20 protein-coding genes, 1 rRNA gene and 1 pseudogene are annotated in these 25,155 nt (G+C 37.4%); 10 read left to right on the top strand and 12 right to left on the bottom strand.

Annotated features, from left to right (window positions below):
* Positions 1-8: 8 nt before the first annotated feature.
* Both rrf and CCE82_RS10430 read left to right on the top strand, forming a co-directional pair.
* Positions 9-123, top strand: a 5S ribosomal RNA gene (gene rrf, locus CCE82_RS10435).
* A gap of 347 nt (positions 124-470) precedes the next feature.
* Complete coding sequence (locus CCE82_RS10430; RefSeq protein WP_086429324.1) at positions 471-1,655, top strand: MFS transporter; 1,185 nt, start codon at positions 471-473, stop codon at positions 1,653-1,655.
* Between the two features lie 69 nt (positions 1,656-1,724).
* On the opposite strand, the gene ilvA is transcribed toward CCE82_RS10430, so the two are convergent.
* From ilvA to ilvD, 9 genes are read right to left on the bottom strand one after another with little or no spacing between them, the layout of a single operon-like run.
* Positions 1,725-2,993, bottom strand: a complete 1,269-nt coding sequence (gene ilvA / locus CCE82_RS10425; RefSeq protein WP_086429323.1) for a threonine ammonia-lyase IlvA — start codon at positions 2,991-2,993, stop codon at positions 1,725-1,727.
* Between the two features lie 12 nt (positions 2,994-3,005).
* On the bottom strand, positions 3,006-3,578 hold the full coding sequence (gene leuD / locus CCE82_RS10420; protein WP_086429322.1) for a 3-isopropylmalate dehydratase small subunit: 573 nt from the start codon (positions 3,576-3,578) through the stop codon (positions 3,006-3,008).
* Entirely contained in the window at positions 3,578-4,951 is a 1,374-nt protein-coding gene (gene leuC / locus CCE82_RS10415; protein ID WP_086429321.1) for a 3-isopropylmalate dehydratase large subunit, read from the bottom strand. The genes leuD and leuC overlap by 1 nt, the downstream gene beginning before the upstream one ends.
* A 3-nt stretch (positions 4,952-4,954) precedes the next feature.
* Positions 4,955-6,004 carry a 3-isopropylmalate dehydrogenase gene (leuB, locus tag CCE82_RS10410; RefSeq protein WP_086429320.1) on the bottom strand — a complete coding sequence of 350 codons (1,050 nt, stop codon included), beginning with the start codon at positions 6,002-6,004 and terminating at the stop codon, positions 4,955-4,957.
* Positions 6,001-7,533, bottom strand: coding sequence for a 2-isopropylmalate synthase (locus CCE82_RS10405; RefSeq protein WP_086429319.1), 1,533 nt, complete (start codon positions 7,531-7,533; stop codon positions 6,001-6,003). Before CCE82_RS10405 ends, leuB begins: the two co-directional genes overlap by 4 nt.
* A 20-nt stretch (positions 7,534-7,553) precedes the next feature.
* A complete protein-coding gene (gene ilvC, locus CCE82_RS10400) occupies positions 7,554-8,558 on the bottom strand; it encodes a ketol-acid reductoisomerase (protein ID WP_086429318.1) in 1,005 nt (334 codons plus the stop codon).
* A gap of 35 nt (positions 8,559-8,593) precedes the next feature.
* Entirely contained in the window at positions 8,594-9,067 is a 474-nt protein-coding gene (gene ilvN / locus CCE82_RS10395; protein WP_086429317.1) for an acetolactate synthase small subunit, read from the bottom strand.
* Positions 9,064-10,818 carry a biosynthetic-type acetolactate synthase large subunit gene (ilvB, locus tag CCE82_RS10390; protein WP_086429316.1) on the bottom strand — a complete coding sequence of 585 codons (1,755 nt, stop codon included), beginning with the start codon at positions 10,816-10,818 and terminating at the stop codon, positions 9,064-9,066. Before ilvB ends, ilvN begins: the two co-directional genes overlap by 4 nt.
* A 20-nt stretch (positions 10,819-10,838) precedes the next feature.
* Entirely contained in the window at positions 10,839-12,527 is a 1,689-nt protein-coding gene (ilvD, locus tag CCE82_RS10385; protein ID WP_086429315.1) for a dihydroxy-acid dehydratase, read from the bottom strand.
* A 542-nt stretch (positions 12,528-13,069) separates the two neighbouring features.
* On the opposite strand from ilvD, the gene tsaE reads away from it, so the two are divergent.
* The 4 genes from tsaE to tsaD are packed head-to-tail and all read left to right on the top strand — an operon-like array spanning position 13,070 to position 15,629.
* Positions 13,070-13,528: a tRNA (adenosine(37)-N6)-threonylcarbamoyltransferase complex ATPase subunit type 1 TsaE gene (gene tsaE, locus CCE82_RS10380; RefSeq protein WP_086429314.1), complete on the top strand. Its 459-nt coding sequence runs from the start codon at positions 13,070-13,072 to the stop codon at positions 13,526-13,528.
* Entirely contained in the window at positions 13,509-14,165 is a 657-nt protein-coding gene (tsaB, locus tag CCE82_RS10375; RefSeq protein WP_086429313.1) for a tRNA (adenosine(37)-N6)-threonylcarbamoyltransferase complex dimerization subunit type 1 TsaB, read from the top strand. Before tsaE ends, tsaB begins: the two co-directional genes overlap by 20 nt.
* Positions 14,144-14,614 (top strand): ribosomal protein S18-alanine N-acetyltransferase, encoded by a 471-nt coding sequence (rimI, locus tag CCE82_RS10370; protein WP_086429312.1) that lies wholly within the window; start codon positions 14,144-14,146, stop codon positions 14,612-14,614. Before tsaB ends, rimI begins: the two co-directional genes overlap by 22 nt.
* Entirely contained in the window at positions 14,607-15,629 is a 1,023-nt protein-coding gene (gene tsaD, locus CCE82_RS10365) for a tRNA (adenosine(37)-N6)-threonylcarbamoyltransferase complex transferase subunit TsaD (RefSeq protein WP_086429311.1), read from the top strand. Before rimI ends, tsaD begins: the two co-directional genes overlap by 8 nt.
* Before the next feature lie 675 nt (positions 15,630-16,304).
* Here the strand turns inward: tsaD and CCE82_RS10360 are convergent.
* Together CCE82_RS10360 and CCE82_RS10355 are read right to left on the bottom strand one after the other, a co-directional pair.
* Positions 16,305-17,903, bottom strand: a complete 1,599-nt coding sequence (locus tag CCE82_RS10360) for a MutS-related protein (protein WP_086429310.1) — start codon at positions 17,901-17,903, stop codon at positions 16,305-16,307.
* A gap of 363 nt (positions 17,904-18,266) precedes the next feature.
* On the bottom strand, positions 18,267-20,219 hold the full coding sequence (locus CCE82_RS10355) for an ABC-F family ATP-binding cassette domain-containing protein (RefSeq protein WP_086429309.1): 1,953 nt from the start codon (positions 20,217-20,219) through the stop codon (positions 18,267-18,269).
* 153 nt (positions 20,220-20,372) lie between these two features.
* Between CCE82_RS10355 and CCE82_RS10350 the strand changes: the two genes are divergently transcribed.
* The gene (locus tag CCE82_RS10350) at positions 20,373-21,020 is read left to right on the top strand and encodes a redox-sensing transcriptional repressor Rex (RefSeq protein WP_086429308.1); all 648 of its coding nucleotides are present in this window, start codon (positions 20,373-20,375) and stop codon (positions 21,018-21,020) included.
* Between the two features lie 195 nt (positions 21,021-21,215).
* Here CCE82_RS10350 and CCE82_RS10345 read toward each other — a convergent pair.
* A pseudogene (locus CCE82_RS10345) lies at positions 21,216-21,682 on the bottom strand (MarR family transcriptional regulator).
* Between the two features lie 693 nt (positions 21,683-22,375).
* Between CCE82_RS10345 and CCE82_RS10340 the strand changes: the two are divergent.
* From CCE82_RS10340 to CCE82_RS10330, 3 genes are read left to right on the top strand one after another with little or no spacing between them, the layout of a single operon-like run.
* Positions 22,376-22,954 carry an MptD family putative ECF transporter S component gene (locus CCE82_RS10340; RefSeq protein WP_086429307.1) on the top strand — a complete coding sequence of 193 codons (579 nt, stop codon included), beginning with the start codon at positions 22,376-22,378 and terminating at the stop codon, positions 22,952-22,954.
* Positions 22,951-23,682: an energy-coupling factor transporter transmembrane component T gene (locus CCE82_RS10335; RefSeq protein WP_086429306.1), complete on the top strand. Its 732-nt coding sequence runs from the start codon at positions 22,951-22,953 to the stop codon at positions 23,680-23,682. Before CCE82_RS10340 ends, CCE82_RS10335 begins: the two co-directional genes overlap by 4 nt.
* Complete coding sequence (locus CCE82_RS10330) at positions 23,675-25,129, top strand: ABC transporter ATP-binding protein (protein WP_086429305.1); 1,455 nt, start codon at positions 23,675-23,677, stop codon at positions 25,127-25,129. The genes CCE82_RS10335 and CCE82_RS10330 overlap by 8 nt, the downstream gene beginning before the upstream one ends.
* The last annotated feature ends 26 nt before the right edge of the window (positions 25,130-25,155 follow it).

The raw sequence follows: 25,155 nt of genomic DNA, 5'->3' as shown, positions 1-25,155 counted from the left end.
ATACTTAATCTGGTGCCAATGGCAAAGAGGTCACACCTGTTCCCATGCCGAACACAGAAGTTAAGCTCTTTAGCGCCGATGGTAGTCGGACTTACGTTCCGCGAGAGTAGGACGGTGCCAGGTTATTTCAAAAAGCTTCGAAGCAATCATTATTGTTTCGAAGCTTTTTCGTTATCTCCGCACTAACACCTTATCTTAGTCATCTTTATATCTATTGGTAAACTTCTCTACTTATCCTTTTCTTCGCTTTTTTATCATTAAAGTTATCTTCTCAAATAGCTGAACTGTTCAATCCAAATGCTTTTGTTTTAAAACAAATTTATCTTGTCATATAGATTGAAATTAGATATACTATTTTATATTATTTATCTCAATATTCAGAAGATTAAGACTGATATTTTCTGTATGAAAAACCTCCCTATAGTTTGTTTGAAACATACATCATGAATATCACTTGGAGGTGTTGTGCTTTGACGCCTAATGCTTATAAATTAATTATATTTGGTTTTATTTCTACAATTGGTTCAAGTGTCTTCAGTTTCGCTTGCGCCTTCCATATTTTGAAGAACACAGAAAACAGTTATTTGTACAGTATTTATTTAACACTCATCGTGATTACAACGATTCTGTCAACGCCGATTAGTGGTGTATTTATCGATTCGGTTAACAATAAGCGCTTAATTTTGTATTCACAGTTATCAAGTGTGGCTGCACTGCTCATTTTTTCATTGTTATATGATGACAATGTATATATGATCATTTGTTTAGGTATCCTATTAACGGTTCCTGATGGGATTAACTCTGTCATTATACAGAAAAATTTGCAACGTATCGTGACCGATAATTTGGAGCGTGTGATTTCAATTAGACAAACGGTGTCGACGTTGACAAGTTTCGTGTCTCCTATCATCGGGGGCATAGTGATTGCATTTATCCCGCTACAAGTTATTGGGATGATCAACATGGTGACTGAGGCGATTTCGATTTTACTCATCCAATCTTTACCTATCATTAATCATCAACAAATGAAAAGTCAATTAGTGCACTCCTTTAAAGAGGGGGTACAATATTTAGTGAAGAAGAAAGAAATTATGACTTTTCTCGTTTGTGCGATGTTAAACAACTTTTTAATCAATGTTATTGTGGTAGGCGTACCTATCATTGCGATACAGCAGCTGCACCTTAAATCGACACAGTTTGGAATGATTGAATCGGGTTATACGATTGCGCTATTTTTAGTGTCATTTGTGATGTCGATTTATCCTGTAAAAAGAGGGGTCACGTTATATTATAAGATTGGGGTTCTTATAGAAATTGTCACTTTATTTTCACTTGGTGTCTTTTTATTGTTCCCACATACGAATATAATATCGTTTAGCTTTCTTATTGCGACATATGCGCTGATTGGTGTAAGTTTACCTATCATTAACACACCTTATGGCATTTATTTACAGAAGGCAGTAGAGGACGAATATAAAGGCCGTGTGTTTTCGCTAAATTCATCTATTGCACAAGCGATTATACCTGTTTCACTGAGCTTTTTCGGCTTTATTCTCAATGATAATGCAGCACAAGTCTTCATGATTGATGCGGTGTTGATGCTAGTCGTATTAATTGGATTTAGTATCGCCATGAGAAAGTATCAATTTGACTAATATATTAAAAATTTAAAAAGGAGCAAATCTGAGAGGTGGTTATCTCAAGTTTGCTCCTTTTGATTTAGTTTAAATTAATAACGAATACAGCATTTTGTTTTCATTAATATAAATGTTTTTAGGATCAAATTGATTGACGTTACGAATCAGCATGTCCAGATTGGATCTATTTTGAAGCTGAATCCCGATAATGACAGTTCCGGTATTTTGAGAAGACTTCTTCAAATATTCGAACTTGGTAATATCATCATGTGGTCCAAGTACATCATTCACGAATTGCCTTAAAGCACCTGGACGTTGTGGAAAATTCAAAATAAAGTAATGCTTCATTTCTTCATATAATAATGAACGTTCTTCAATTTCTTTCATACGGTTAATATCATTATTTCCACCAGAAACGATGCAGACGATATTTTTCCCTTTAATGTGTTCTTGATACTGATCCAAGGCACTGACACTTAATGCGCCGGCAGGTTCAGCGACGATAGCTTGTTTGGAATACATATCTAAAATCGTCGAACATACCGCGCCTTCATCAATTTGAAGATAATCATCCAAAGTTTGACGACAAATATCAAATGTAATTTCCCCGACACGTGCCACTGAAGCACCATCGACAAATTTATCGATATTGTCTAAGGTAACCACGTGACCTGCTTGCACGGATTGATACATACTACTTGCGCCTAAAGGTTCTACGCCAATCAGTTTGGTAGCAGGGGAGTGTGCTGTAAAATATGTCGCTACACCTGACATGAGTCCGCCACCACCGATTGCCCCAAAAACATAATCAATCGTGATATTTTCTTCTTTAGCACTTTCAATGATTTCTTTCGCCAATGTGCCTTGACCCGCAATCGTATGCACATTATTAAATGGATCGATAAAAGTCATCTCATGTTGTTCAGTATAACTGAGTGCAGATTTTAAACAGTCATCAAATGTATCCCCCTCTAATTTAATTTCAACGTTGTCACCACCGAAAAATTGAACTTGATTGACTTTTTGTTTAGGTGTTGTGACAGGCATGAAGATGACCGCATGTAAGTTGAGGTATTTAGCCGTAAACGCCACACCTTGCGCATGGTTTCCGGCGCTTGCGCATGTGATACCTTGGTTTCTTTTTTCTTCTGGTAATACAGCAATGGCATTATAAGCGCCACGTAATTTAAATGAACGCACCCATTGAAGGTCTTCTCGCTTTAAATAAACGTTACATTGATATTTAAGAGATAAATAATGATCCTTTTCTAATGGGGTTGCTTTAACAATCGTGTTGAGGCGTAAAAATGCATCTTCAACATCTTGTGCTTGAACAGGTGTAGTTTTCACAGACATCGTTCCCACTCCTTAAGTATGTTTTAGTTCATAGTCTTTGATTAATGCTTCATATTTTAATGTGATGGCAATATCATCGAGGCCATTCACCAGTTTTTCTTTCCACGTTTCATCAATGTCAAAGTGATAGTTTTGCTCGGGTGTTTGAATGATTTGTTGTGGTAAGTCAATTGTGATTTCAGGATAACGTGCAATCGCTTCTCGTGATGTTCGGTCTAGGCAAATCGGTAGCAGTGCATTTTTAGTGCAGTTCATATAAAAAATGTCACTAAAACTTTCCGCGATAATGACTTGAAACCCATAATCTTTTAATGCCCATGCTGCATGTTCACGACTTGAACCACATCCAAAGTTGTCACCAGTAATCAAAATAGATGCACCTTGATATTCAGGTTGGTTCAACACAAAATCCGGATTATCAGATCCATCTTCTAAATAACGCCATTCATCAAAGAGAAAAGGGCCGTAACCTGTTTTAGAAATACGTTTCAAATGGACTTTCGGAATAATTTGATCTGTATCAATATTGTCATGAAACAATGGCACTGTTTTGCCCGTATATTGTGTAATCGGTTTAATTTCCATTACGCTTCAACCACCTTTCTCACATCAACAAAATGGCCATGAATCGCCGCAGCTGCAGCCATGGCAGGGGATACAAGATGCGTTCTTGCACCTTTACCTTGACGCCCTTCAAAGTTACGGTTACTCGTTGATGCACAGTGGACACCAGCTGGCACTTGGTCCGGATTCATACCAAGACACATGCTACAACCAGGTTCTCTCCATTCAAAGCCAGCATCTTTAAATATCGTATCCAAACCTAATGCTTCAGCTTCCTTCTTCACTTGACGTGAGCCAGGTACGACAATCGCTGTGATGTTCTCATGTACTTGATGGCCTTTAACGATGTGGCTCGCTTCAACCAGATCGGAAATACGCGCATTCGTACATGAACCGAGAAATACATAACCTAACGGAATATCTGTCGCAAGTTGACCTGGTTTTAAATCCATATATTGATACGCGCGTTCATCATTCACATTTTGAATTTCTGGGAATGGCGTATTGAAACTTACACCCATCTCAGGACTTGTCCCCCAAGTCACTTGAGGTTCTAAATGTGTCACGTCGAGTTCGATTACTTTATCGAATGGTGCATCATCATCGCTATACAATTTACGCCAGTCATCAACTTTGTTCTCGATATTTTGTGCATAACGACGCCCTTTAAGATACTCAAAAGTTGTCTCATCTGGTTGAATGAGGCCATATTTTGCGCCTGCTTCAATCGCCATATTACAAATCGTCATACGGCCTTCCATCGATAAGTTGCGAATCGTTTCCCCAGCGAATTCTAACGCATAGCCTGTACCAAAATCGACGCCATGTTGATTAATCAAATGCAAAATAATATCTTTCGCATAGACCCCTTTAGGCAATTGACCGGATACGTTGATTTTTAAATTTTTCGGCTTTGTTTGCCACAACGTTTGAGTCGCAAAAACGTGTTCGACTTCACTCGTCCCGATACCGAAAGCAATGGCACCGAAAGCCCCGTGTGTGGCAGTATGAGAATCACCACAAACAATCGTTTTTCCAGGTTGTGTCAACCCCATTTCAGGTCCAACCATGTGAACGATCCCTTGTTCATCTGAGCCCATATCAAACAAAGTGACGTTAAAGTCTTTACAATTTTGTTGTAACGCTTGAATTTGCTTATTTGCGATATCATCGGAAATGTTGAAAATATCAATCGTTGGGACATTATGATCCAAAGTACCAAACGTTAAATCAGGTCTTCTTAATGGACGTTTTTGCATTCTTAAGCCTTCAAAAGCTTGTGGTGACGTCACTTCATGAATCAAATGCAAATCAATATATAATAATTGTGGTTCACCTTGCTGTCCTGTAATTGTATGTTGGTCCCATATTTTATCGAAAAGTGTTTGCCCCATTCGTTACGCCCCCTTAATTAAAGCTTTAAAATGATTGAAAATGTCCGTTGTGCCATAATGCCCCCCTAAATCAGCTGTCGTCATCCCTTTAGCAATCAATGTATTCACTGTTGTTTCGATGGCAGTCGCTAAATCATCGCGCTCTGCTGATTCACGCAAACACATCGCCAGTGACAGTATCATACCGAAAGGATTTGCCTTATTTTGACCGGCAATATCGGGCGCTGAGCCATGAATCGGTTCATATAATTTCGGTCCACCTTCACTAAAACTGGCAGAAGGGGATAAGCCTAATGAACCGGGTAACATCGACGCTTCATCACTTAAAATATCGCCAAATAAGTTTTCAGTAATGATGACGTCAAAATCTGCAGGACGTTTGATTAAATGCATACTACATGCATCGACAAGTAAATGATCGACTGTCACGTCAGGATATTGTTCAGCTACTTCATTAACCGTTCGTCGCCACAACTGACTACTGGCAAGTACATTTTCCTTGTCGACAGACGTGAGCTTATGACGACGCGATCGTGCCAGTTGAAAGCCGACATGTGCAATACGCGTAATTTCTTCTTTCGTATAAGTCAATGAATCACGTGCCTCGTCTTCTTTAAGGTAACGCGGTTCGCCAAAATAGATACCGCTCGTTAGTTCCCTCACGATGATGAAATCAGTATGCTCGACAATGTCTTGCTTCAGTGGTGACAGGTGTGCCATATCAGCGGTAACACGAGTTGGACGAATATTGGCATATAAGTTCAATGCTTTTCTTAACTTCAATAAACCTTGTTCAGGACGACATTGTGGATTCGTCCATTGTGGTCCACCAATTGCACCCAGTAAAATCGCATCTGCACGTTGACATGCCTTTAATGTGTCGTCAGGTAGGGGTGTGCCATATTCATCAATGGCACATCCTCCCATCGCATAAGTTTCCACAGTATAATCAAAGTTAAATTGCTGTGCGATGACTTCTAGACATTTAAGTGTTCCTGACATGATTTCTGGTCCGATACCGTCACCTGGCAGTGCTACAATGTGAAAGGTCATTGTGCGACACCTTCTTTTTCAATGGATTGCACAGCTTTACCCACCGCTTCGACATACGCTTTACACGACGCATATAAAATGTCGTGATCAAAACCGACTCCTGTATGTTCTTGACCCGCAACTTCAACTTGTACGTGCACTTCAGCTTGCGCATCTCGGCCTTCAGAGACAGCATCAATGCGATAATCTAAGAGCACAGTTTCTACATTAAAGATACGATCGACTGCATTATAAATCGCAACGATAGAGCCTGTACCAATACTTGAATCTTGATAATGTTGGCCCTCATTATCACGGACAACGACGACAGCACTTTGAAGTCCATTAGATACAAATTGAAGTTGTAGTGCTTCAAGGTGATAAGCAATATGTTTATCATGCTCACTATCTTGAATCAAGGCGTGGATGTCTTGATCAGTCACGTGTTTCTTCTTATCGGCAATCGATTTAAAGGCTTTAAATAATACTTTTTGTTCTTCTAAGTCAATGTCATAGCCGAGTTGTTTTAATTTATCTTGGAATGCATGTTTACCAGATAATTTGCCCAATGGGAGTTCTGTCTTTTTCACACCGACGAGTTGTGGCGTCATAATTTCATACGTTTCCGGATTTTTCAAGAAGCCATCTTGGTGTATGCCGGATTCATGACTAAATGCATTTTTACCAACAATCGCTTTGTTGCGAGGGACTCTCAATCCAGCATAGCGTGCGACCATATCTGACGTTTGTTTCGTTAGCTCGAGTTGAATTTGTGTTTGAATTTGATAATGATCTTGGCGAACGTATAAGCCTAATGCGACTTCTTCAAGTGCTGTATTACCTGCACGTTCACCGATACCATTGACTGTACCTTCAATACGTGTGGCACCATTTTCGATAGCAGCCATACTATTTGCGACAGCTAAACCGAGGTCATCATGACAATGCGCACTATACGTAATCGGGACATCTGACTTAATTTGTTCTGTAAGTGTCTTGAAAATGTTGCCATATTCAGAAGGATACGTATAACCGACTGTATCTGGAATATTGATCACTGTTGCACCTGCATCTACAGCAGTTTGTACACTTTCGATTAAGAAGGGCAGGGGTGTCCTTGTTGCATCTTCGGGAGAAAACTGAACGATATCAAAACGTTCTCTCGCATAACTGACATGTGTTTTAATCGAATCGAGTACTTCTGATTCTGTCATGTACAATTTGGACTCTAAATGAATCGGGCTTGTTGCAATAAACACATGAATAGAAGGTGATGCGGCATCTTTAGTGGCTTCGTATACAGCATCGATATCAGACTTTAAACAACGAGCTAAACCTGTTACCGTTGTTCGTTTTAATGTTCGCGCAATCGCCTGTACTGATTCAAAGCTCCCTTGACTTGAAGCGGGGAATCCGGCTTCAATGACATCGACACCCCATTTTTCAAGTTGTTGTGCGAGTTTTAATCGTTCTTCAAAAGAAAAGCTGACCCCTGGTGTTTGTTCTCCGTCGCGTAGTGTAGTATCAAAAATCTGAATATGACTAGACATTTTCATTCACTCCTTAAAAATTATTTTTGAATGCTTTTTGATTTAATGAATGGCATCATTTCGCGTAGTGCTTGACCGACTTCGGTAATTTGATGGCCGCGTTGTGCTTCACGCATTTGTTTAAACTTCTTAAAGCCGTCTTGATTGTCTTTAATGAATGAATCACTAAATGTACCATCTTGAATATCTTTTAATACAGCTTTCATATTTTCTTTCGTTTCATCAGTAATGACACGTGGACCAGATACGTAGTCGCCAAATTCTGCAGTGTTTGAAATCGAATAGCGCATGTTTTCAAGTCCACCTTCGTACATTAAGTCAACGATTAATTTCATTTCATGTAACACTTCAAAGTAGGCGATTTCTGGTTGATAACCTGCTTCAACTAAGACTTCGAAACCACTTTGAATTAAACGTGTGACACCACCGCAAAGTACGGCTTGCTCACCGAATAAGTCTGTTTCAGTTTCTTCTTTATAAGATGTTTCTAATACACCTGCTCGTGTAGCGCCGATTCCTTTTGCATAACTTAAAGCTAGATCACGTGCTTCACCAGTTGCATCTTGTTGTACAGCGAATAATGCTGGGACAGCAGAACCTTCAACAAATGTACGTCTGACTAAATGCCCTGGACCTTTTGGCGCAACAAGGAAAACATCGACATCGCTTGGAGGTTGAATCACGTTAAAGTGAATATTGAAGCCATGAGCGAATGCTAACGCGTTACCTGCTTCTAAGTTGGGCTCGATTTCATTTTTGTAAACGTCTCCTTGAATTTCATCAGGGAGTAATACCATCACGACATCTGCTTGTTTAACAGCTTCTGCAACTGTAAAAACATCAAAGCCGTCTTCTTGTGCTTGGTCGAAAGAACGTCCCGGGCGAATACCGATAACGACATCGTAGCCATTATCCTTTAAGTTTTGGGCATGGGCATGGCCTTGTGAACCATAGCCAATTACAGCAACTTTTTTACCTTGTAATACATCTTTTTCTACTGATTGATCGTAATAAACTTTTGTCATATTAAAATGCCTCCAAATAAATATTTTTTGATTTTTCAAATAATTCCAGCTGTACCAGTGCGTGCAACTTGGTCAATATGAAATGATGATAGATCGTCTAAGAGGTGGTTCAATGTGTAGGTTGGACCTGTCGCTTGTAAATACAAATATTGACCATTCTCTTTCAATGTTGAAACTAGCGCATCATACGGTTGTAACACTTTTTGAAATTGCTCTTGTGGTATTGGTTTTTTGAGTTTGATTAATAATAATTCACGGTTAAATGTATTAATGTTCGTAATATCTTCAACGGTTAATGTGTTGACTTGCTTGATTAATTGTTGAATAATCGTGCGTTGCTTTTCATCGTCAGGTACTTCTGCAATAAAAGTGATTTCTGAAATGCCTTCATCTAACGTCGGTGAGGCATTGATACTAATAATGTTAATTTGACGTCTTACGAATAAACTGGTTAAACGGTTGAGTGTACCGGCTTTATCGAAGACACGTAATTTAAATGTTCGTCTCATAGCAGTCCCTCCATCTCATGGTTCGCTTTGCCACTCGGTACCATTGGCAATACAGGTTCAACAGGTGAAATGCGAATTTCAATTAATGCAGGACCATTATGTAAAAATGCCGCATCGATTTGTGATTCTAAACATTTAGGGTCATCGATTAAAAAGCCTTTGACACCATAAGCTTCACTCATTTTCATAAAATCAGGTTGGTCATTGAATACTGAATGTGAAAAACGTTGGTTGAAAAACTTATCTTGCCATTGTTTCACCATGCCGAGCGTACCATTATTAATCAACACGATTTTAATGTTTAAGTTGAATTCTTTCAGTAAAGCCATTTCTTGGTTTGTCATCTGGAAGCCACCATCACCCACAAATGCCACGACCGTTTCTTTCGGTTTAGCAAATTTTGCGCCAATTGCTGCGGGGATACCAAAGCCCATCGTTCCTAAACCACCACTTGTAATCAACTGACCGTATGTTTGGAAAGGATAAAATTGCGCCACCCACATTTGATGTTGGCCGACATCTGTTGCGATATATGCTTTACCTTGCGTAATTTCACCAATATATTCAATGGCACGCTGAGGTTTACAGAACTTTTCAAGTGGATCATCCACATATTTGAATGGATGTTGTGCTTGATATTGTTTTACCGTTTCAAGCCAAGCGTCATGATTAATCTTTTCTGTGTCGTATTTCAATAATGCTTCAATTACATTTTTAACATCGGCAACAATACCGAGATCCGTTTTAATAATTTTGTCGATCTCAGAAGGGTCAATGTCGACATGAACGATGGTCGCATTCGGTGCAAACTGCTCAGGATTACTCGCTAACCGGTCATCAAATCTTGAGCCTAAGTTAATGAGCAAATCACATTCTGTTAATGCCATATTACTTGCATAAGAGCCGTGCATACCGCCCATACCTAAGAAGTGGGGGTCATCATAAGGAATTGCACCTAAACCATGAAGTGTCGTGACTACAGGAAGTTGATATTTTTCCACTAATTGTTGTAATAACGCATTCGATTTAGAAAAATGAATGCCCGCACCAGCTAAAATCACTGGACGTTCTGATGTTTTTAAATAATCATTTAGTTTTTGAATTTCATCTATATCAGGCTTTGTATTAACAAAATAACCTGGCGTGTTCACTGTATTATCAACAGGTGAATCGGTCGATAAAATACCCATATCTTTTGGAAAATCGATGACAACAGGGCCTTTACGACCAGAATTTGCAACGTGGAACGCTTCTTTAATAATCCTTGGAATCTCCCTAACATCATTAACTTGATAATTATGCTTTGTAATGGGTGTTGTTAGTGATAAAATGTCAGCCTCTTGGAACGCGTCCTTACCGATACCCGGTGTAGCGACTTGTCCTGTAATTACAACAAGTGGTAATGAATCACTGTACGCATCGGCAATCCCTGTAATTGCGTTGGTTGCACCAGGACCACTCGTTACGACGACAACGCCCGGCTTGCCACTTACACGGGCATAACCTTCAGCAGCATGTGTCGCACCTTGTTCGTGACGATAGAGAATGTGCTTAATTTGCTCATCATAGAATGTGTCATAAAGGGGGAGGACAGCCCCGCCAGGATAACCAAATATGTACTCAACACCTTCTTCTAAAAAAGCATCGACTAACAATTCTGCACCAGACTTTAAAGTTTTCGTTTCAGGTTGAACTGCTTCTTCAAGCGATTCAGTTTGCTCATGTGGAACAGTTGAGTTTGTTTTCGTCATTTTTAATCCCTCCAATGTGATTAAATTAAGTCTTCAGGTACTTGCATTACACCGCCCGTATTCGCACTCGTTACTAACGCTGTATAACGTGCTAAATAACCGGTTTTCACTTTCGCTTTAAAGGCTTTACGATGTATTTGGCGTTCTGCGAGTACGTCATCATCCACGTGTAAAGTTAAGTCGCGATTCACGAGATCAATCGTGATATCATCGCCATCTTCAATTAAACCAATCGGACCTCCAGCAGCGGCTTCTGGTGAAATATGACCGACTGCAATGCCTCTTGTTGCGCCTGAAAAGCGTCCATCTGTAATCAGTGCGACGTCTTTACCAAGGCCACGTCCAACGATTGATGATGTCGGTGCTAACATTTCAGGCATTCCAGGACCACCTTTAGGCCCTTCGTAACGGATGACAACCACATGTCCAGCGCGTACTGTATGATTATCGATAGCTTCAACCGCTTCATCATGACTATCAAAACAAATCGCTTTACCTTTAAATGTCTTAATTGATGGATCGACACCACCGACTTTTATCACCGCACCATCCGGAGCAATATTGCCGTAAAGAATAGAGAGGCCACCTTGTTGGTCGTATGGATTGTCCAAACGGCGAATCACCACATCATTCGTAATTTCTTTGTCCTGGTTATTTTCTCTTAAAGTTTTACCAGTGACTGTGATACGATCTGGATGTAATACACCTTCTTTTTTCATCAATTCATTAATAATTGCTGGCACACCGCCTGCTTGATGTACATCATCCATAGAATAAGATGAACTTGGCGCAATTTTAGATAAGTAAGGTGTCTTTTTCGCAATTTCGTTGATGCGTGTTAAGTCATAATCGATACCCGCCTCTTGAGCGATGGCAAGGGTATGAAGCACGGTATTTGTCGAACCACCCATCGCCATATCTAAAGCAAAAGCATCATCAATGGCTTCTTTCGTTACGATATCTCTTGGTTTTAAGTCATTTTTAACATTTTCAACGAGTTGTTTTGCAGCAGCACGAATCATTTCACGACGTTGATCACTGACTGCTAACGCTGTTCCGTTGTATGGTAAGGCTAAACCTAACACTTCCATTAAGCAGTTCATCGAGTTGGCAGTGAACATGCCTGAGCAAGAACCGCAAGTCGGACAAGCATTTTGTTCCATATCTAAAAATTCCTCTTTTGTCATCGAACCTTCTTTAAAGGCACCAACTGCTTCAAACATAGATGAGAGTGTGAGTGCTTTTCCTTGAGTTGATAAGCCGGCTTTCATTGGACCACCAGAGCAGAAAATCGCAGGGACATTTGTTCTCATCGCAGCCATCAACATACCCGGTGTGATTTTATCGCAGTTCGGAATATAAAAAACACCGTCGAACCAATGAGCATTGATGACTGTTTCAGCTGCATCCGCGATAATTTCACGGCTTGGTAATGAATAACGCATACCAATATGTCCCATCGCTATCCCGTCGTCTACACCAATCGTATTAAATTCAAATGGAATACCTCCTGCTTCACGTATCGCTTCTTTTGCAATATCACCTAATTCACGTAAATGCACATGTCCAGGGACGATGTCGATATAAGAATTACAAATTGCAATAAACGGCTTATCCATATCAGTAGGGGATTGAATTTGACCTGTTGCATGTAATAAACTTCTCGCTGGTGCTTGGTGATCTCCTTTTTTAATCATGTCACTTCTCATCTCAAATGCCTCCTCGGTTTTTCAAATAAAAAAAGATACGCCCCAAAATTGAAATTGGGACGTATCTGGTAAGTCCCATTCAACTAGAAATAGGACTTAAGCGTTTAGTAAAATAACTACTAAAGCTCCAGTCCTGAGCGTAATAATAAAATGACAATATTATGATTTTGTACGGTATGGGTCATCATTGCACGTCTTTTCATTGTTCATACGCTCCTTTTCTAAAATGAATGGTTCAGGTGTCACATCGGTCATGAATGAATTGTACGATGTAAACCTTTAATCACGTTATTCTAAAATAACAACACCAAAATGTTGCGAATAGAAAGAATTGTCTAAAAATTAGATGTCATTAATTTACCCTATCTTAGAAAATAAGTCAACAGTAAATCGAAAATTTTCTGAAAATATTTTGGAAGCGGTATTCAGTGTTGAATCATTCGTCAGTGCCAAAGTTTGATTTTTTACAATAAGTTGATAAGGTCAAAACGCTGAAAATTTGTTACAATAGGTTAGAAAATCGAGTCAGGAGTGCGAACAAAATGAGAATTAAAAATAAAACAGCGATGCAAGCATTTGCAAATCAACTTGCAACTTATCTCAAAGCACAAGATGTATTGTTATTAGATGGGGACTTAGGTGCTGGAAAAACAACGTTAAGCCAATTTATCGGACAGGCATTGGGCGTTAAACGTCATATCAGTTCACCGACTTTTAATATTATTAAATCTTATCGCGGAACGACTTTAAAGTTTCATCATATGGATTGTTATCGATTAGAAGATTCTGATGAAGACTTAGGTTTTGATGAATTTTTTGAAGACGAAGCGGTGACAGTGGTGGAGTGGAGTCAGTTTATTCAAGATTACTTGCCACCTCATTATTTAAAAATCAGCATCCAAACAATCAATGAAACAGAACGAGAGCTCAGTTTTGAAGCGCGTGGCTCACATTTTGAAGAGATAAAGGAGGCCATCGAACATGTACAGTTTACTGATTGATAGTGCCAATCAGCCATTATCAGTAGCGATTATGCAAGAGGGTCACGTATTAATGACACACACGACAACGATTAAACGTAACCATTCCGTGCAACTCATGCCACTTATTGAATGGTTATTAAAGCAGGCGCAATTGAAACCGACTGATTTAGATGAAATTATCGTCACAGAAGGTCCTGGTTCATATACAGGATTACGTATCGGTGTCACGACGGCGAAAACACTCGCGTATACCTTGGATATTCAGCTGTATGGTGTTTCATCGTTAAAAGCGATTGCGGCCCAAATCCAGTGTTCCAATGATTATATTATTCCTATCATTAATGCAAGACGTCAACATGTTTTTACAGGTGTGTATCAATGGCAAAATGATGAACTCGTGAATGTGATGGAAGACCAATATATGCCAATTGAAAAGTTAATTGAGGCGTGGCAAACACACGATAACGTCATCTTTGTTGGTGAAGATGTGGCACAATTTGAAACAGAATTAGCGTCATTTAAACGTTTGAACCAACCCCCTCGAGCGGATCAAATGTATCCACACAAAGGAGCACCCCGTGATATTCATACCTTTACACCGCAATATTTAAAACTATCGGAGGCGGAACAAAATTGGCTGAATCAACAAAAATAGAAGATCAGCTTCAAATTCGACGCATGTCACATGAAGATGTCCCTGAAGTTTTTGATCTTGAACAGGCGAGTTTTAAACAGAGTTCATGGACAATTGATGCCTTTTATTATGAACTTGAACAGAACAATTTTGCACATTATTTTGTGTTGGAATATGACAATCGTATTATTGGTTATTTAGGTTTATGGATCGTTGTCGATCAAGCACAAGTGACGACGATTGCGATAGATTCAGCTTATCAAGGTCACGGCTTAGGACAAATATTATTAAAGTATGGCATGAACTTTGCGGGTTCAATTGCGACAGTGATGAGTTTAGAAGTACGTGTAGATAATGTCGTTGCACAACATGTATATGAAAAGCTCGGGTTCCAATTTGGAGGAAAACGAAAAAATTATTATGGTGATGGAGAGGATGCATTAGTCATGTGGGTGAATTTATATGAATGAAGCAACAAAAATTCTTGCACTTGAAACAAGTTGTGACGAAACAAGTGTCAGTGTGATTGAAAATGGTCAAACAATTTTAAGCAACAGTGTATTAAGTCAAATTGAGAGTCATAAACGTTTTGGAGGCGTGGTTCCAGAAGTCGCGAGTCGTCATCACGTCGAAAATATTACGGTCATGATTGAAGAAGCGTTACAAGAAGCACATACGACGATGGCGGACGTCGATGCGGTTGCCGTTACGCAAGGTCCTGGGCTCATTGGTGCTTTACTCGTTGGTGTCAATGCAGCGAAAGCACTTGCCTTTGCAAATAACAAGCCACTCATTCCAGTTCATCATATTGCAGGACACGTTTATGCGAATCAACTTCAAAGTGGTTTGAAATTCCCACTCATTGCGCTCATTGTATCAGGTGGACATACAGAACTTGTGTATATGGAAAACCATTTACAGTTTGAAGTCATAGGGGAAACCCGTGATGATGCAGTCGGCGAAGCGTATGATAAAGTTGCGCGTAAAATCGGGTTGCCGTATCCAGGTGGTCCTGCTATTGATCGACTTGCCGCTCAAGGAGAAGACACATATGATTTTCCTCGCGTTTGGTTAGAACCGGATAGCTATGACTTTAGTTTCAGTGGTTTAAAGAGTGCAGTTATTAATAAATTACATCAGTTAGAGCAAAAAGGAGAGCCTGTCATTCCAGAAAATGTCGCGACAAGCTTCCAAAACAGTGTTGTTGAAGTGCTTGTAGGTAAAGCGATGCGTGCGTGTGAAGCATATGGTGTGAAACAACTCATTGTTGCGGGGGGTGTCGCAAGTAATAGCGGTTTACGTCAAGCATTAGAAGTGGCTACAGCAGAAAAAGGGATAGAGCTTGCGATTCCAGAGCCGAAGTTATGTACAGATAATGCAGCAATGATAGGTGCCGCGGCGCATGAGATTTATTTAAAAGGGATTCGTGGTGATATGGCATTGAATGGTCAGAGCAGTATGGATATTGAGATGTACCGAGATTAATGTGATTGGTAGGTTTTAAACATTCATTTTGAGTTTTCGATATTTAAATTGTGATTATGATTTTAATCCTAATCTTTAAAGAGCGGTTCGAATGTTAAACAAATATGAAGTCAAAACATGATTACACCTTCCATCATCATTCAATGACCATATCTTCTCACTTTTTTGAAGAAGGTAGTGAAAGTACAGGAAATACTGAACTTTTTTTGCCTATATAAAAAGATTTAAATGAGAGATATGGTTGTGGTTATAAATGAAACAGGGGACTGGGACATTAAGTTTTCCCAGTCCTTATCTTTTTATAGACATATATCGATTAATGATGATAAAACAGCTAAAAATGAGGATGAATGGGATGTAATCATTGGATGTTATGGGTTGTCTCCATTTCATCAACTTGCCCTAAGTGACTGCATTTGATGTAAGATTGCCCAGAAGGCTGAGACTCCCGAGGGATCAGACGCAGTCGAAAATCCGCCAACGCTACATGCATGTCATCATTCAATCAAGCGTTGGCTAGTTGAGACAAGTCCTCTGGGAACGCGAAGCCATAAGGGCAATCAGAAGCCACAAATCATAGGGAGGGCAAGTTAAACAAAATAGTGCATTCTCAGCATCAAAAATGATTATCTCCCATCCCATTTTTGCGTTCTATTCATAATATAAGGCATACATTTAAGATTCAAGTTGCTTCACATATTTTTGAGCGTCTGTATAAATACGGTTTGGAAATTTCATAATTCGAATCAATTCTAATGCATTTCTAGTATTGGCAGGACCTTCTTTAATTTGATAGTCAAATACAATCTCACCATCTGTCACGCGTTCATTAAAGTGATAGTTGGCATATTGAGAAGCCAATACATCCGTTAATTCAATGTCATGTGTTGCTGCAATCACGCGTAATTGTGGAGATTGGTTTAAATACTCAAGTACTGCATGTGAAGCTGCAACACGTTCAGTCGTATTCGTTCCTTTAAAAATCTCATCGATAAAATAATAAAGAGGACCCTCTGAATCTTGTTGAAACAGCCGTTTGAGTGACTTTAACTCAGCCATAAAATAACTGTCGCCACTCGTTACATCGTCTGCATTTGCCATCGTCGTCTTCACTATGCCAGGAACAAATTGAAACTTGTCGGCTGTGACTGTACGAATCGCTTGAGCTAAAATTAAATTCAACGCGACAGCTTTCATAAAAGTAGACTTACCAGAAGCATTCGACCCCGTTAATAAGATGTTTTGATTAAAATTGAAATCATTTGGCACTGCGTCATCTATAAGTGGATGCGTCAAACCTTCAAACTGCACACTGTCTGCTATCACTGGTTCAGTTGTGTCGTAGTGATGACGATATTGATAAATGGCTAACAAACTATCTAACTCACCAATATAACGAAAACATGCTAAAACCGTATCATAATGGCCTTTGAAACGGCGAACAAGTGTCGTATATAAATGGATATCGATTAAAAACATATATTTAAAAAGCATCACAAAGTAACCCGGTATCGTTTCAACATTAATGAGTAAAAAGCGAAACCGTGAAATAAAGCTTAATGGTTTTAAAGAATGATTGAAATCGGGCGTGATTGATAACTTTGAAAGTATTTCTGTTTCTCGAACAGCACGTCCCATAATGAAAAGTTGTTTCAAATCTTTCTCCACGTAGTAATTAAAGCGAAAACTTATGACGATATTGATGAGTAATGAAAAACAAATCCATAAAAGTCCTTTTCCTAAATCAAAGAAGCACGCGATGACACCAATGAATGGTAAAGCAGTCAATAATATGTGAAACCAGCTATATTGATTTTCAAAAATAGAATGATCATAAGTCGGATAAATACTTTTTCCAATGTCTATAAGTCTTTTCACAATTGTTTTATGCTGATTTGGATGCGCTTCAAGCTGATCTAAAAATTCATAATGCACAAGAGGATGTTGTAAACGTAACGCACTGTATAATTGATTTTCACCCATGGCACTATAGGTAAAATTAAGTTGCTCAAAAACGAGATCCATTGATAAATCTGACCACGTTTTATCATCTATTATCGCATCATTTGACGATAGCTTACGCGTTTCGTTTTCCCTTCTGAAATAAGCATCATAAACAGCATGGGGACTTTCAGTTGTATCGTACCGTGTGAAATGTGTCATGTGATATTCCAACATACGATGATTGCGGATACGACGCAATGTTTCCATTATTAATGTCATGCCTACAAGGGCGACGAAAATAAGTAAAATGAAAAATGTGTTTGCAGTCATATGTATAAATCCTTTCATTTTTATCAAACCCATTACTATTTTTGCACAATAGGGTAAAAGAAGCAATCAAAGGTGAAAGCGCATTAATGACCGTAAATAAGGGCAATGAACATGAAGTCATTTGTCTGTCAAGAGAGAACGTGCGTACTTATGCACAATTTGTGAACAACCTGTGCGTAACTTCGACGGATTTTTGTGGATAAACTGAGCATATGTGTGCATAAAGCAAGGAAAGATATCGCTCGACCTTGTGGATAACTAGGATAACTTTGTGGATAGTTGTAGTTATCGGATTCTTTATGTGGATGAAATGTCTACATTGAGGGCATAAAAAAATGAACGCAGTAGAAAATTCTACCACGCTCAGTTCATCTCATCTTCAAATTCACTTAATGTGAGTTGTAATTCTTCCCAATTTGTCATAACTTGTTCTAAAGATTGTTCGATAGATGTTCGCTCATCAGCCAGTGCTTGCGTTTTTTCATAATCGTCCATGATTGCGTCATCTGTCATTTCTACATCAATCGCTTCAATACGTGCTTCTAATTCTGTTATTTTTTGTTCTTCCGCTTCAATTTGACGTTCGATTTTACGTTTTTCACGACGCAACGCTTTTTGGTCTTGATACGAATTTTGAGAAGGAGTTGCTTCACTATTGGTATTCGTGTTATCACGCTGTTCTTCGTAGGCAGCGAGTGCGGTTTGTTGCTCTAACTTTTCTAAGTAATATTGATAGTCACCTAAATACAAATGTCCGCCCGCTTCATTTAAATCAAAAATACGATTTGCGAGTTCATTGATAAAATAACGATCGTGCGACACGAAAATTAAAGTACCTTCAAAGTTTTTTAAAGCTTGTTCTAACATTTCCTTTGAATCAATGTCGAGGTGGTTCGTCGGTTCGTCCAAAATAAGCACATTATTACGCTCCAACATTAATAAAGCGAGTTGTAATCTTGCTTTTTCGCCACCCGATAAATCATTGATCAATTTTAATACTTCATCTTGTGTGAATAAAAAGCGACCTAATACTGCACGTACATCTTTTTCAGGCATATGCGGGTATTGATCCCATACGTAATCTAAAATTGATTTGCTAGAACGAAATTCTGCTTGTTTTTGGTCGTAGTATCCGATTTTTAAGTTTGCCCCTTCAATAATCTGACCAGAAAGGGGAGGGAGTCGTTTCGCTAAAGTTTTAATGAGTGTCGATTTTCCTATCCCATTAGGACCAATGATGCCAATATGATCCCCTTTGTTAATTTCAAAACGAATCGGTGCTGTAATCGGTGTACTGTACCCAATTTCTAAATCTTGGATATGCATGACGTCATTTCCAGTGTTGCGATCGAAATCGAATTGTATGTTCGCACTTCTCGCATCGAGCATCGGCTTTTCAATACGCGCCATTTTTTCTAAAGTTTTACGACGACTTTTCGCCATACCACTCGTTGACGCACGTGTAATATTCTTTTCGACAAACGTTTCAAGACGCTTAATTTCACTTTGTTGGCGCTCGTATTCAGCGAGTCGCTTTTGAAAGTATTGATCACGTAAACGAATAAATTTTGCATAATTTCCGACATAATGTTTGACTTCGCCGAGAGATACGTCATAAATTTGTGTCACGATTTTATCTAAGAAGAAGCGGTCGTGTGAAATGATGACGATGGCACCTTTGAAATATTTCAAATAATCTTCTAGCCATTCCGTTGTCGCCATGTCTAAATGGTTTGTCGGTTCATCGAGCAAAAGTAAGTCGGGTTCACTTAATAACATTTGTGCAAGTGAAAGGCGCGTTTTTTGGCCGCCGCTAAAATCATTAATTGGACGGTCGTAATCTGCTTCACTAAAATCAAGTCCGTTCAATACAGTTTTGATTTTACTGTCGTAGTGGTAACCACCAAGTTGTTCAAATTGATTTGATAATTGTTCATACTTTGCGATATGTGTGTGATAATCAGTCGTATCGTAGTCTTCTGCATGAGCAGCAAGCCAGTCTGTTTCTTCTTGCATGCGCATCCCGATTTCTTTTACTTTTTCAAAAGGTTTTGCCATTTCTTCAAAAACCGTATTTTCTGTATTTAAAGTCATTTGTTGGGTTAAATAACCAAGTTTAAGACCTTTGATTTTTGAAATATGGCCCGAGTCGTATGATTCTACACCTGCGATAATTTTCATCAATGTGGATTTACCAGCACCGTTACGGCCTACGATACCAATCCGTTCACCCGTTTTAACTTCAAAATTAACGCCTTCAAAAATTTCTTCACCATCAAACGACTTAGTGATTTGACTTAACTGCATTAAAATCATAGGGCATACTCCTTTCGTTCTTATTTATTGTACAATAAACACCATATGTATCAAACACTAAATGTTTCCATATCAAATAAATTAAGTTATAATTAAAAACACAGACTGTGAACGCTATCACATACATTAGAAATCATATCGGAGGACTTCAAAATGGGAAAATCAATGAACAAAATTCCTAGAGCGACACTCAAACGTCTCCCTTTGTATTATAGATTTGTGAATACTTTAAAAGCGAAAGGCGAAGATCGTGTTAATTCAAAAGCCATTAGTGAAGGTTTAAATATAGATTCAGCAACGATACGTAGAGATTTTTCTTATTTTGGTGAATTAGGTAAAAAAGGCTACGGCTATAACATTGATAGTTTGTTAGAATTTTTTAAATCTGAACTTAGTGATTCAGACGTTATCAAAATTGGTATTGTCGGAGTAGGTCATTTAGGTACCGCTTTAATTTCGTATAACTTTTCAATCCACGATGACATGACAATCACAGAAGCTTTTGACATTAGTGAAGACATTATTGGCACAACAGTGGGCGATATTACAATTAAATCGATGGACGACATTAAAGAAACGATTGCTTCAGGTGAATTAGAAGTCGTCATTATTGCGACACCAGAATCAGCAGCACAAACCGTGACCGATCAGTTAGTAGAAGCAGGCGTCAAAGGTATTTTGAACTTTACGCCTAAACGTGTCCATGCACCGCAATCCGTACAAGTACATCAAATTGACTTAGGGATTGAACTCCAATCGCTACTCTTTTTTATGAAAAATTATGGGACGACTGAAGAATAACATAGATAATACATGAATATTGACGTGATTTGTGATGAATCAAAGCGTGACACTTCATCATTGGATTTTACAAGTTAATGAGTGATTATAAAAGGCTAGGGAGATTTCCTAGCCTTTTTGAATTTCTAGAGGACCTAACAAGTGAGCTAACGAAAAGTTTATGAGTGATAGGTGTCAGTCATTGCTTGTTTAAAGTCATGTTTTGTTTGAACCAATATAATCAACTTCTTCCTCATTTAACGCTCTAATACTACGTGACAAAAATTCAATAATGACTTCTAATTCTTTTTCATTAAAGACTTTTAAAACCGCTTCATATTTTTCAACTGCTTGATTGTGTAGTTTGTCATGAATAGAAGAAAGCTCTTTTCCTTTTCAGTTAATTTATAATAAATCTCTCTTTTGTTTTGTGCATTATGTAATTCGATAACCAAATCTTTGGGTAAAAGCTTTTTAATAGACTTTGTTATTGCTGGATTAGAGGCATTTAATTTATATGCAAGAAATTTATTATTAACTTTATCATTATTTGCTATTAATTCTATAATATGAAACTGAGTTAGAGATAAATTAAGATCTTCATTTCCTTTTATGTTTTGTCTTCTTTTATTAGCATTTTCTCGCTCTATAATGAATTGTTTTAATGTTAATATAACTTTCATATTGTCAATAAACATTGCGAATATAGCAGATAGTTATCTTTTTTCAGCTATTGATTGGTGAGTTGTGCTTATATGTATCAAGTTTTCAAAGTGGAAATTTTACGACAAAACGTATTGATAATGATTATCATTTAGAGTAGTATAATACTATAATATTCTGAATTTAATGCCAATAAAATAAAGCGCAAATGTTTAAGTTAGCATTCTACTTATAACAATAATTAATTTTGTAAATGCATTAAATAGTTTTATTAAAAATAAATTCATTTTTATTGTGACTACTGACATGAATAAGAGAGATTTGAAATTTTATAGAAAAAAATCAGAAAATACCCACTTAATGAAATATTTCTAATTTATCTGTAGTCATCAATTTGAAAAAAGAAGGTGAAAACAAGTTAAGTAAAGGGTTTTAATTTCTTCATATCAAATACAAATGGCAAGTTGGGAAGGGGCACATATGACACCTACTACTTATATTGGGGATGTGACTTATTTAAAGCACAAGATAACAGTGAATTTGATTTGTTACCGGTAGTAGATAATAATGATTTTTGGGAAAATTGCTGTATTGGCAATTTCACTGAGATACCTATAACTGGCAATCATTATAATTGTGTTGAAGACAAAGACAATGCAGCATATGTTGCCAAATTATTAATATGAAAATTTTATGGATAAGAGGTTATGTCTATGAACAAATTATCAGTTAAAGATTTAATTACAACAGGTGTTTTTACAGCGATATATTTAGTATTATTCTTTGTTACTTTTATGATTGGTTACATACCATTTTTAATACCGTTTTTAGGGTTTATATGCCCAATTGTATGTGGTGTTCCATTTATTTTATATGTTATGAAGGTAGAAAAATTTGGCATGGTCACATTAACAGGAAGCATTTTAGGTATTGCTTTTACAGTAATGGGCAGTGGATTAATAATGATTCCATTTGGATTTGTCTTTGGTTTAATTGGAGATTTGATTATGAAATCTGGAGAGTATAAAAATTGGAAAGCAATTGCCTGGGGCTATGCTATTTTTTCACTTTGGATGATGGGCTTTGTTTTAAGAATGTTTATTGCGAGAGATCAATACTTTAAGGAACTTGTAAAGTCATATGGAGAAGATTATGTGAAAGTCTTGGAATCTATTACACCTTTATGGACGCTACCTGTGATGTTTATTTTAACAGTGATTGGTGGACTTGTTGGTGCATGGTTAGGCAAAAGAATATTTAGCAAGCATTTTAAAAAGGCGGGAATTGTATGAAGGCAGTAATTAGTTCATTAAAGGATCGTAGGAATATTGTTGCAAAATTAGATCCCAGAACTAAGATAGCTTTAACCATCACGATAAGTACAATCTTAATATCTAGTGGTAGTTCACAAAGCATACTAAGAGTGTGTTTAACATTATTTTCACTCGCATTATTATTATCAATTCATAAGATAGGCCTTTTTATAAAATCTGCTATAACTTTCTTGATGTTGATATGGATACAACATTGGGTCGTTCCGTATTCTGAAGGCATGGTTAAATTTATCCTTTTAGCTTTTTTAGGAATATTTATGAATATGCTACCAGGATTTATAGTCGGCTATTACACATTATCCTCTACAAAAGTAAGTGAATTTATTGCAGCAATGGAAAAAATGAAATTACCTAGAAATATTATTATTCCGATTTCTGTGATTTTCAGATTTTTTCCAACGATTGTTGAAGAATATCGAAATATTAATCATGCAATGAAAATGCGAGGAATTACTTTTTCAAACCATTTTTTTAAAGCGATTGAATATAGAATGATTCCTCTCATTGCTTCGGTTGTACAAATAGGGAACGACCTTTCGTTTACTGCAATGACGAGAGGAATTGATTCACCATTTAAACGAACAAATATTTGTGTTGTGAAAATTAAAGTAATAGATATATTATTCATAATTCTTATGACTATATTATGGGTTATATATTTTAAGGAGAAATTTTGTCTTGATTAAATTTGATAATGTAACTTTCAACTATGCAACTTCAGAAAATTCAGTTATTAAAAACATCTCATTCCACATTAAGCAAGGTGAATTAGTATTATTTTGTGGTAAGTCGGGGAGTGGAAAATCTACCATTGCTAAATTAATAAATGGCTTAATTCCTAAAGTACAACAAGGTGAAATCCATGGAAATGTCTACTTAGATAATCAAAATATTTCAGAAATAGATATGTATCAATTGTCGCAAATAGTTGGTAGTGTATTTCAAAATCCGAAGACACAATTTTATAATGTCGATACGACAAGTGAACTTGCGTTTAATTTGGAAAATCAAGGTATTGATCAAGCAATCATCATCGAAAAAATAAAAAATGTTATGAAAAGATTTGATATTGAGCACTTACTAGATCGAAATATATTTGAGTTATCGGGTGGCGAAAAGCAAATTATTGCGTGTGCGGCCGTTCTTATTACTAATCCTGACATTGTTGTATTAGATGAACCATCATCAAATTTGGATATGTATAGTATTAAGAAATTGAAAGAAATGATTTGTTATTTAAAAGACCAAGGTAAAACTGTTGTGCTGTTTGAACATCGCTTTGATTATATTATGGATTATATTGATTATATCTTCTATATGGAAGGTGGCACATTGAATGCTTACTACCAAATAGACACGTTTAAATTACTTGGATCTGATGCATTTGAAAATATGGGCATTAGATATGGACAAAAAGGAAGATTACGACATGAGTGGCAATCTGATTCTCGTATCATGGTGCTACATGATTTCACTTATATGTATGAAAGATTTAATAAAAGGAAGCAATTGGATATAAAAGAAATCACAATCCCAAAAGGTGAGGTTGTCGCAATTATTGGAGATAACGGAAGTGGGAAATCAACCTTTGCAAAATGTTTGTGTGGCTTGATGAAGGGGTTTAAAGGGATTGTTGAATACGACAATAAACGGTTCAAACAAAAGCATTTATTAAAACAGAACTATATGGTCTTCCAAGATGTTAATACACAATTGTTTACGGAAAGCTTAGAGCAAGAATTACGACTATTAAATATAAAAGTAACAAATAAACAAGTTGAAGAAATGCTCAAAAGTATGGATTTATTGGATAAAAGACATGAACATCCGTTGTCACTTTCTGGTGGAGAAAAACAGAGAATGGCCGTTGCTGCTGCAATACTGAGTAATAAAGAAATGGTCATTTTTGATGAACCTACTTCTGGGTTAGACTTATATCATATGAGAAAAATAGCGAAAATGATAAGTAATATTCATAAAAAAGGAAAGCAAATCTTTATCATTACACATGATAAATCATTGATCTTAGAAGTTTGTACATATGTTTTACATTTTGAAAATGGTCGAATGATAAATCAATTCGCTTTAAATCGTCAGGGCATCGCTCAATTAAATCATTACTTCGATATTTAAATACAACAATAAGAGGAGGCAGGTAA

Source organism: Staphylococcus cornubiensis (assembly GCF_900183575.1).
In the GTDB taxonomy this organism is placed as follows: domain Bacteria; phylum Bacillota; class Bacilli; order Staphylococcales; family Staphylococcaceae; genus Staphylococcus; species Staphylococcus cornubiensis.
This window is presented reverse-complemented; position numbering and strand designations above follow the sequence as displayed.

Excerpts from the sequence above, each read along its gene's own strand:
- ilvA (WP_086429323.1), bottom strand. The coding sequence starts at position 2,993 with ATGTCTGTGAAAACTACACCTGTTCAAGCACAAGATGTTGAAGATGCA.
- leuD (WP_086429322.1), bottom strand. The coding sequence starts at position 3,578 with ATGGAAATTAAACCGATTACACAATATACGGGCAAAACAGTGCCATTG.
- leuC (WP_086429321.1), bottom strand. The coding sequence starts at position 4,951 with ATGGGGCAAACACTTTTCGATAAAATATGGGACCAACATACAATTACA.
- leuB (WP_086429320.1), bottom strand. The coding sequence starts at position 6,004 with ATGACCTTTCACATTGTAGCACTGCCAGGTGACGGTATCGGACCAGAA.
- CCE82_RS10405 (WP_086429319.1), bottom strand. The coding sequence starts at position 7,533 with ATGTCTAGTCATATTCAGATTTTTGATACTACACTACGCGACGGAGAA.
- ilvC (WP_086429318.1), bottom strand. The coding sequence starts at position 8,558 with ATGACAAAAGTTTATTACGATCAATCAGTAGAAAAAGATGTATTACAA.
- ilvN (WP_086429317.1), bottom strand. The coding sequence starts at position 9,067 with ATGAGACGAACATTTAAATTACGTGTCTTCGATAAAGCCGGTACACTC.
- ilvB (WP_086429316.1), bottom strand. The coding sequence starts at position 10,818 with ATGACGAAAACAAACTCAACTGTTCCACATGAGCAAACTGAATCGCTT.
- ilvD (WP_086429315.1), bottom strand. The coding sequence starts at position 12,527 with ATGAGAAGTGACATGATTAAAAAAGGAGATCACCAAGCACCAGCGAGA.
- tsaE (WP_086429314.1), top strand. The coding sequence starts at position 13,070 with ATGAGAATTAAAAATAAAACAGCGATGCAAGCATTTGCAAATCAACTT.
- tsaB (WP_086429313.1), top strand. The coding sequence starts at position 13,509 with ATGTACAGTTTACTGATTGATAGTGCCAATCAGCCATTATCAGTAGCG.
- tsaD (WP_086429311.1), top strand. The coding sequence starts at position 14,607 with ATGAATGAAGCAACAAAAATTCTTGCACTTGAAACAAGTTGTGACGAA.
- CCE82_RS10360 (WP_086429310.1), bottom strand. The coding sequence starts at position 17,903 with ATGACTGCAAACACATTTTTCATTTTACTTATTTTCGTCGCCCTTGTA.
- CCE82_RS10355 (WP_086429309.1), bottom strand. The coding sequence starts at position 20,219 with ATGATTTTAATGCAGTTAAGTCAAATCACTAAGTCGTTTGATGGTGAA.
- CCE82_RS10350 (WP_086429308.1), top strand. The coding sequence starts at position 20,373 with ATGGGAAAATCAATGAACAAAATTCCTAGAGCGACACTCAAACGTCTC.
- CCE82_RS10340 (WP_086429307.1), top strand. The coding sequence starts at position 22,376 with ATGAACAAATTATCAGTTAAAGATTTAATTACAACAGGTGTTTTTACA.
- CCE82_RS10335 (WP_086429306.1), top strand. The coding sequence starts at position 22,951 with ATGAAGGCAGTAATTAGTTCATTAAAGGATCGTAGGAATATTGTTGCA.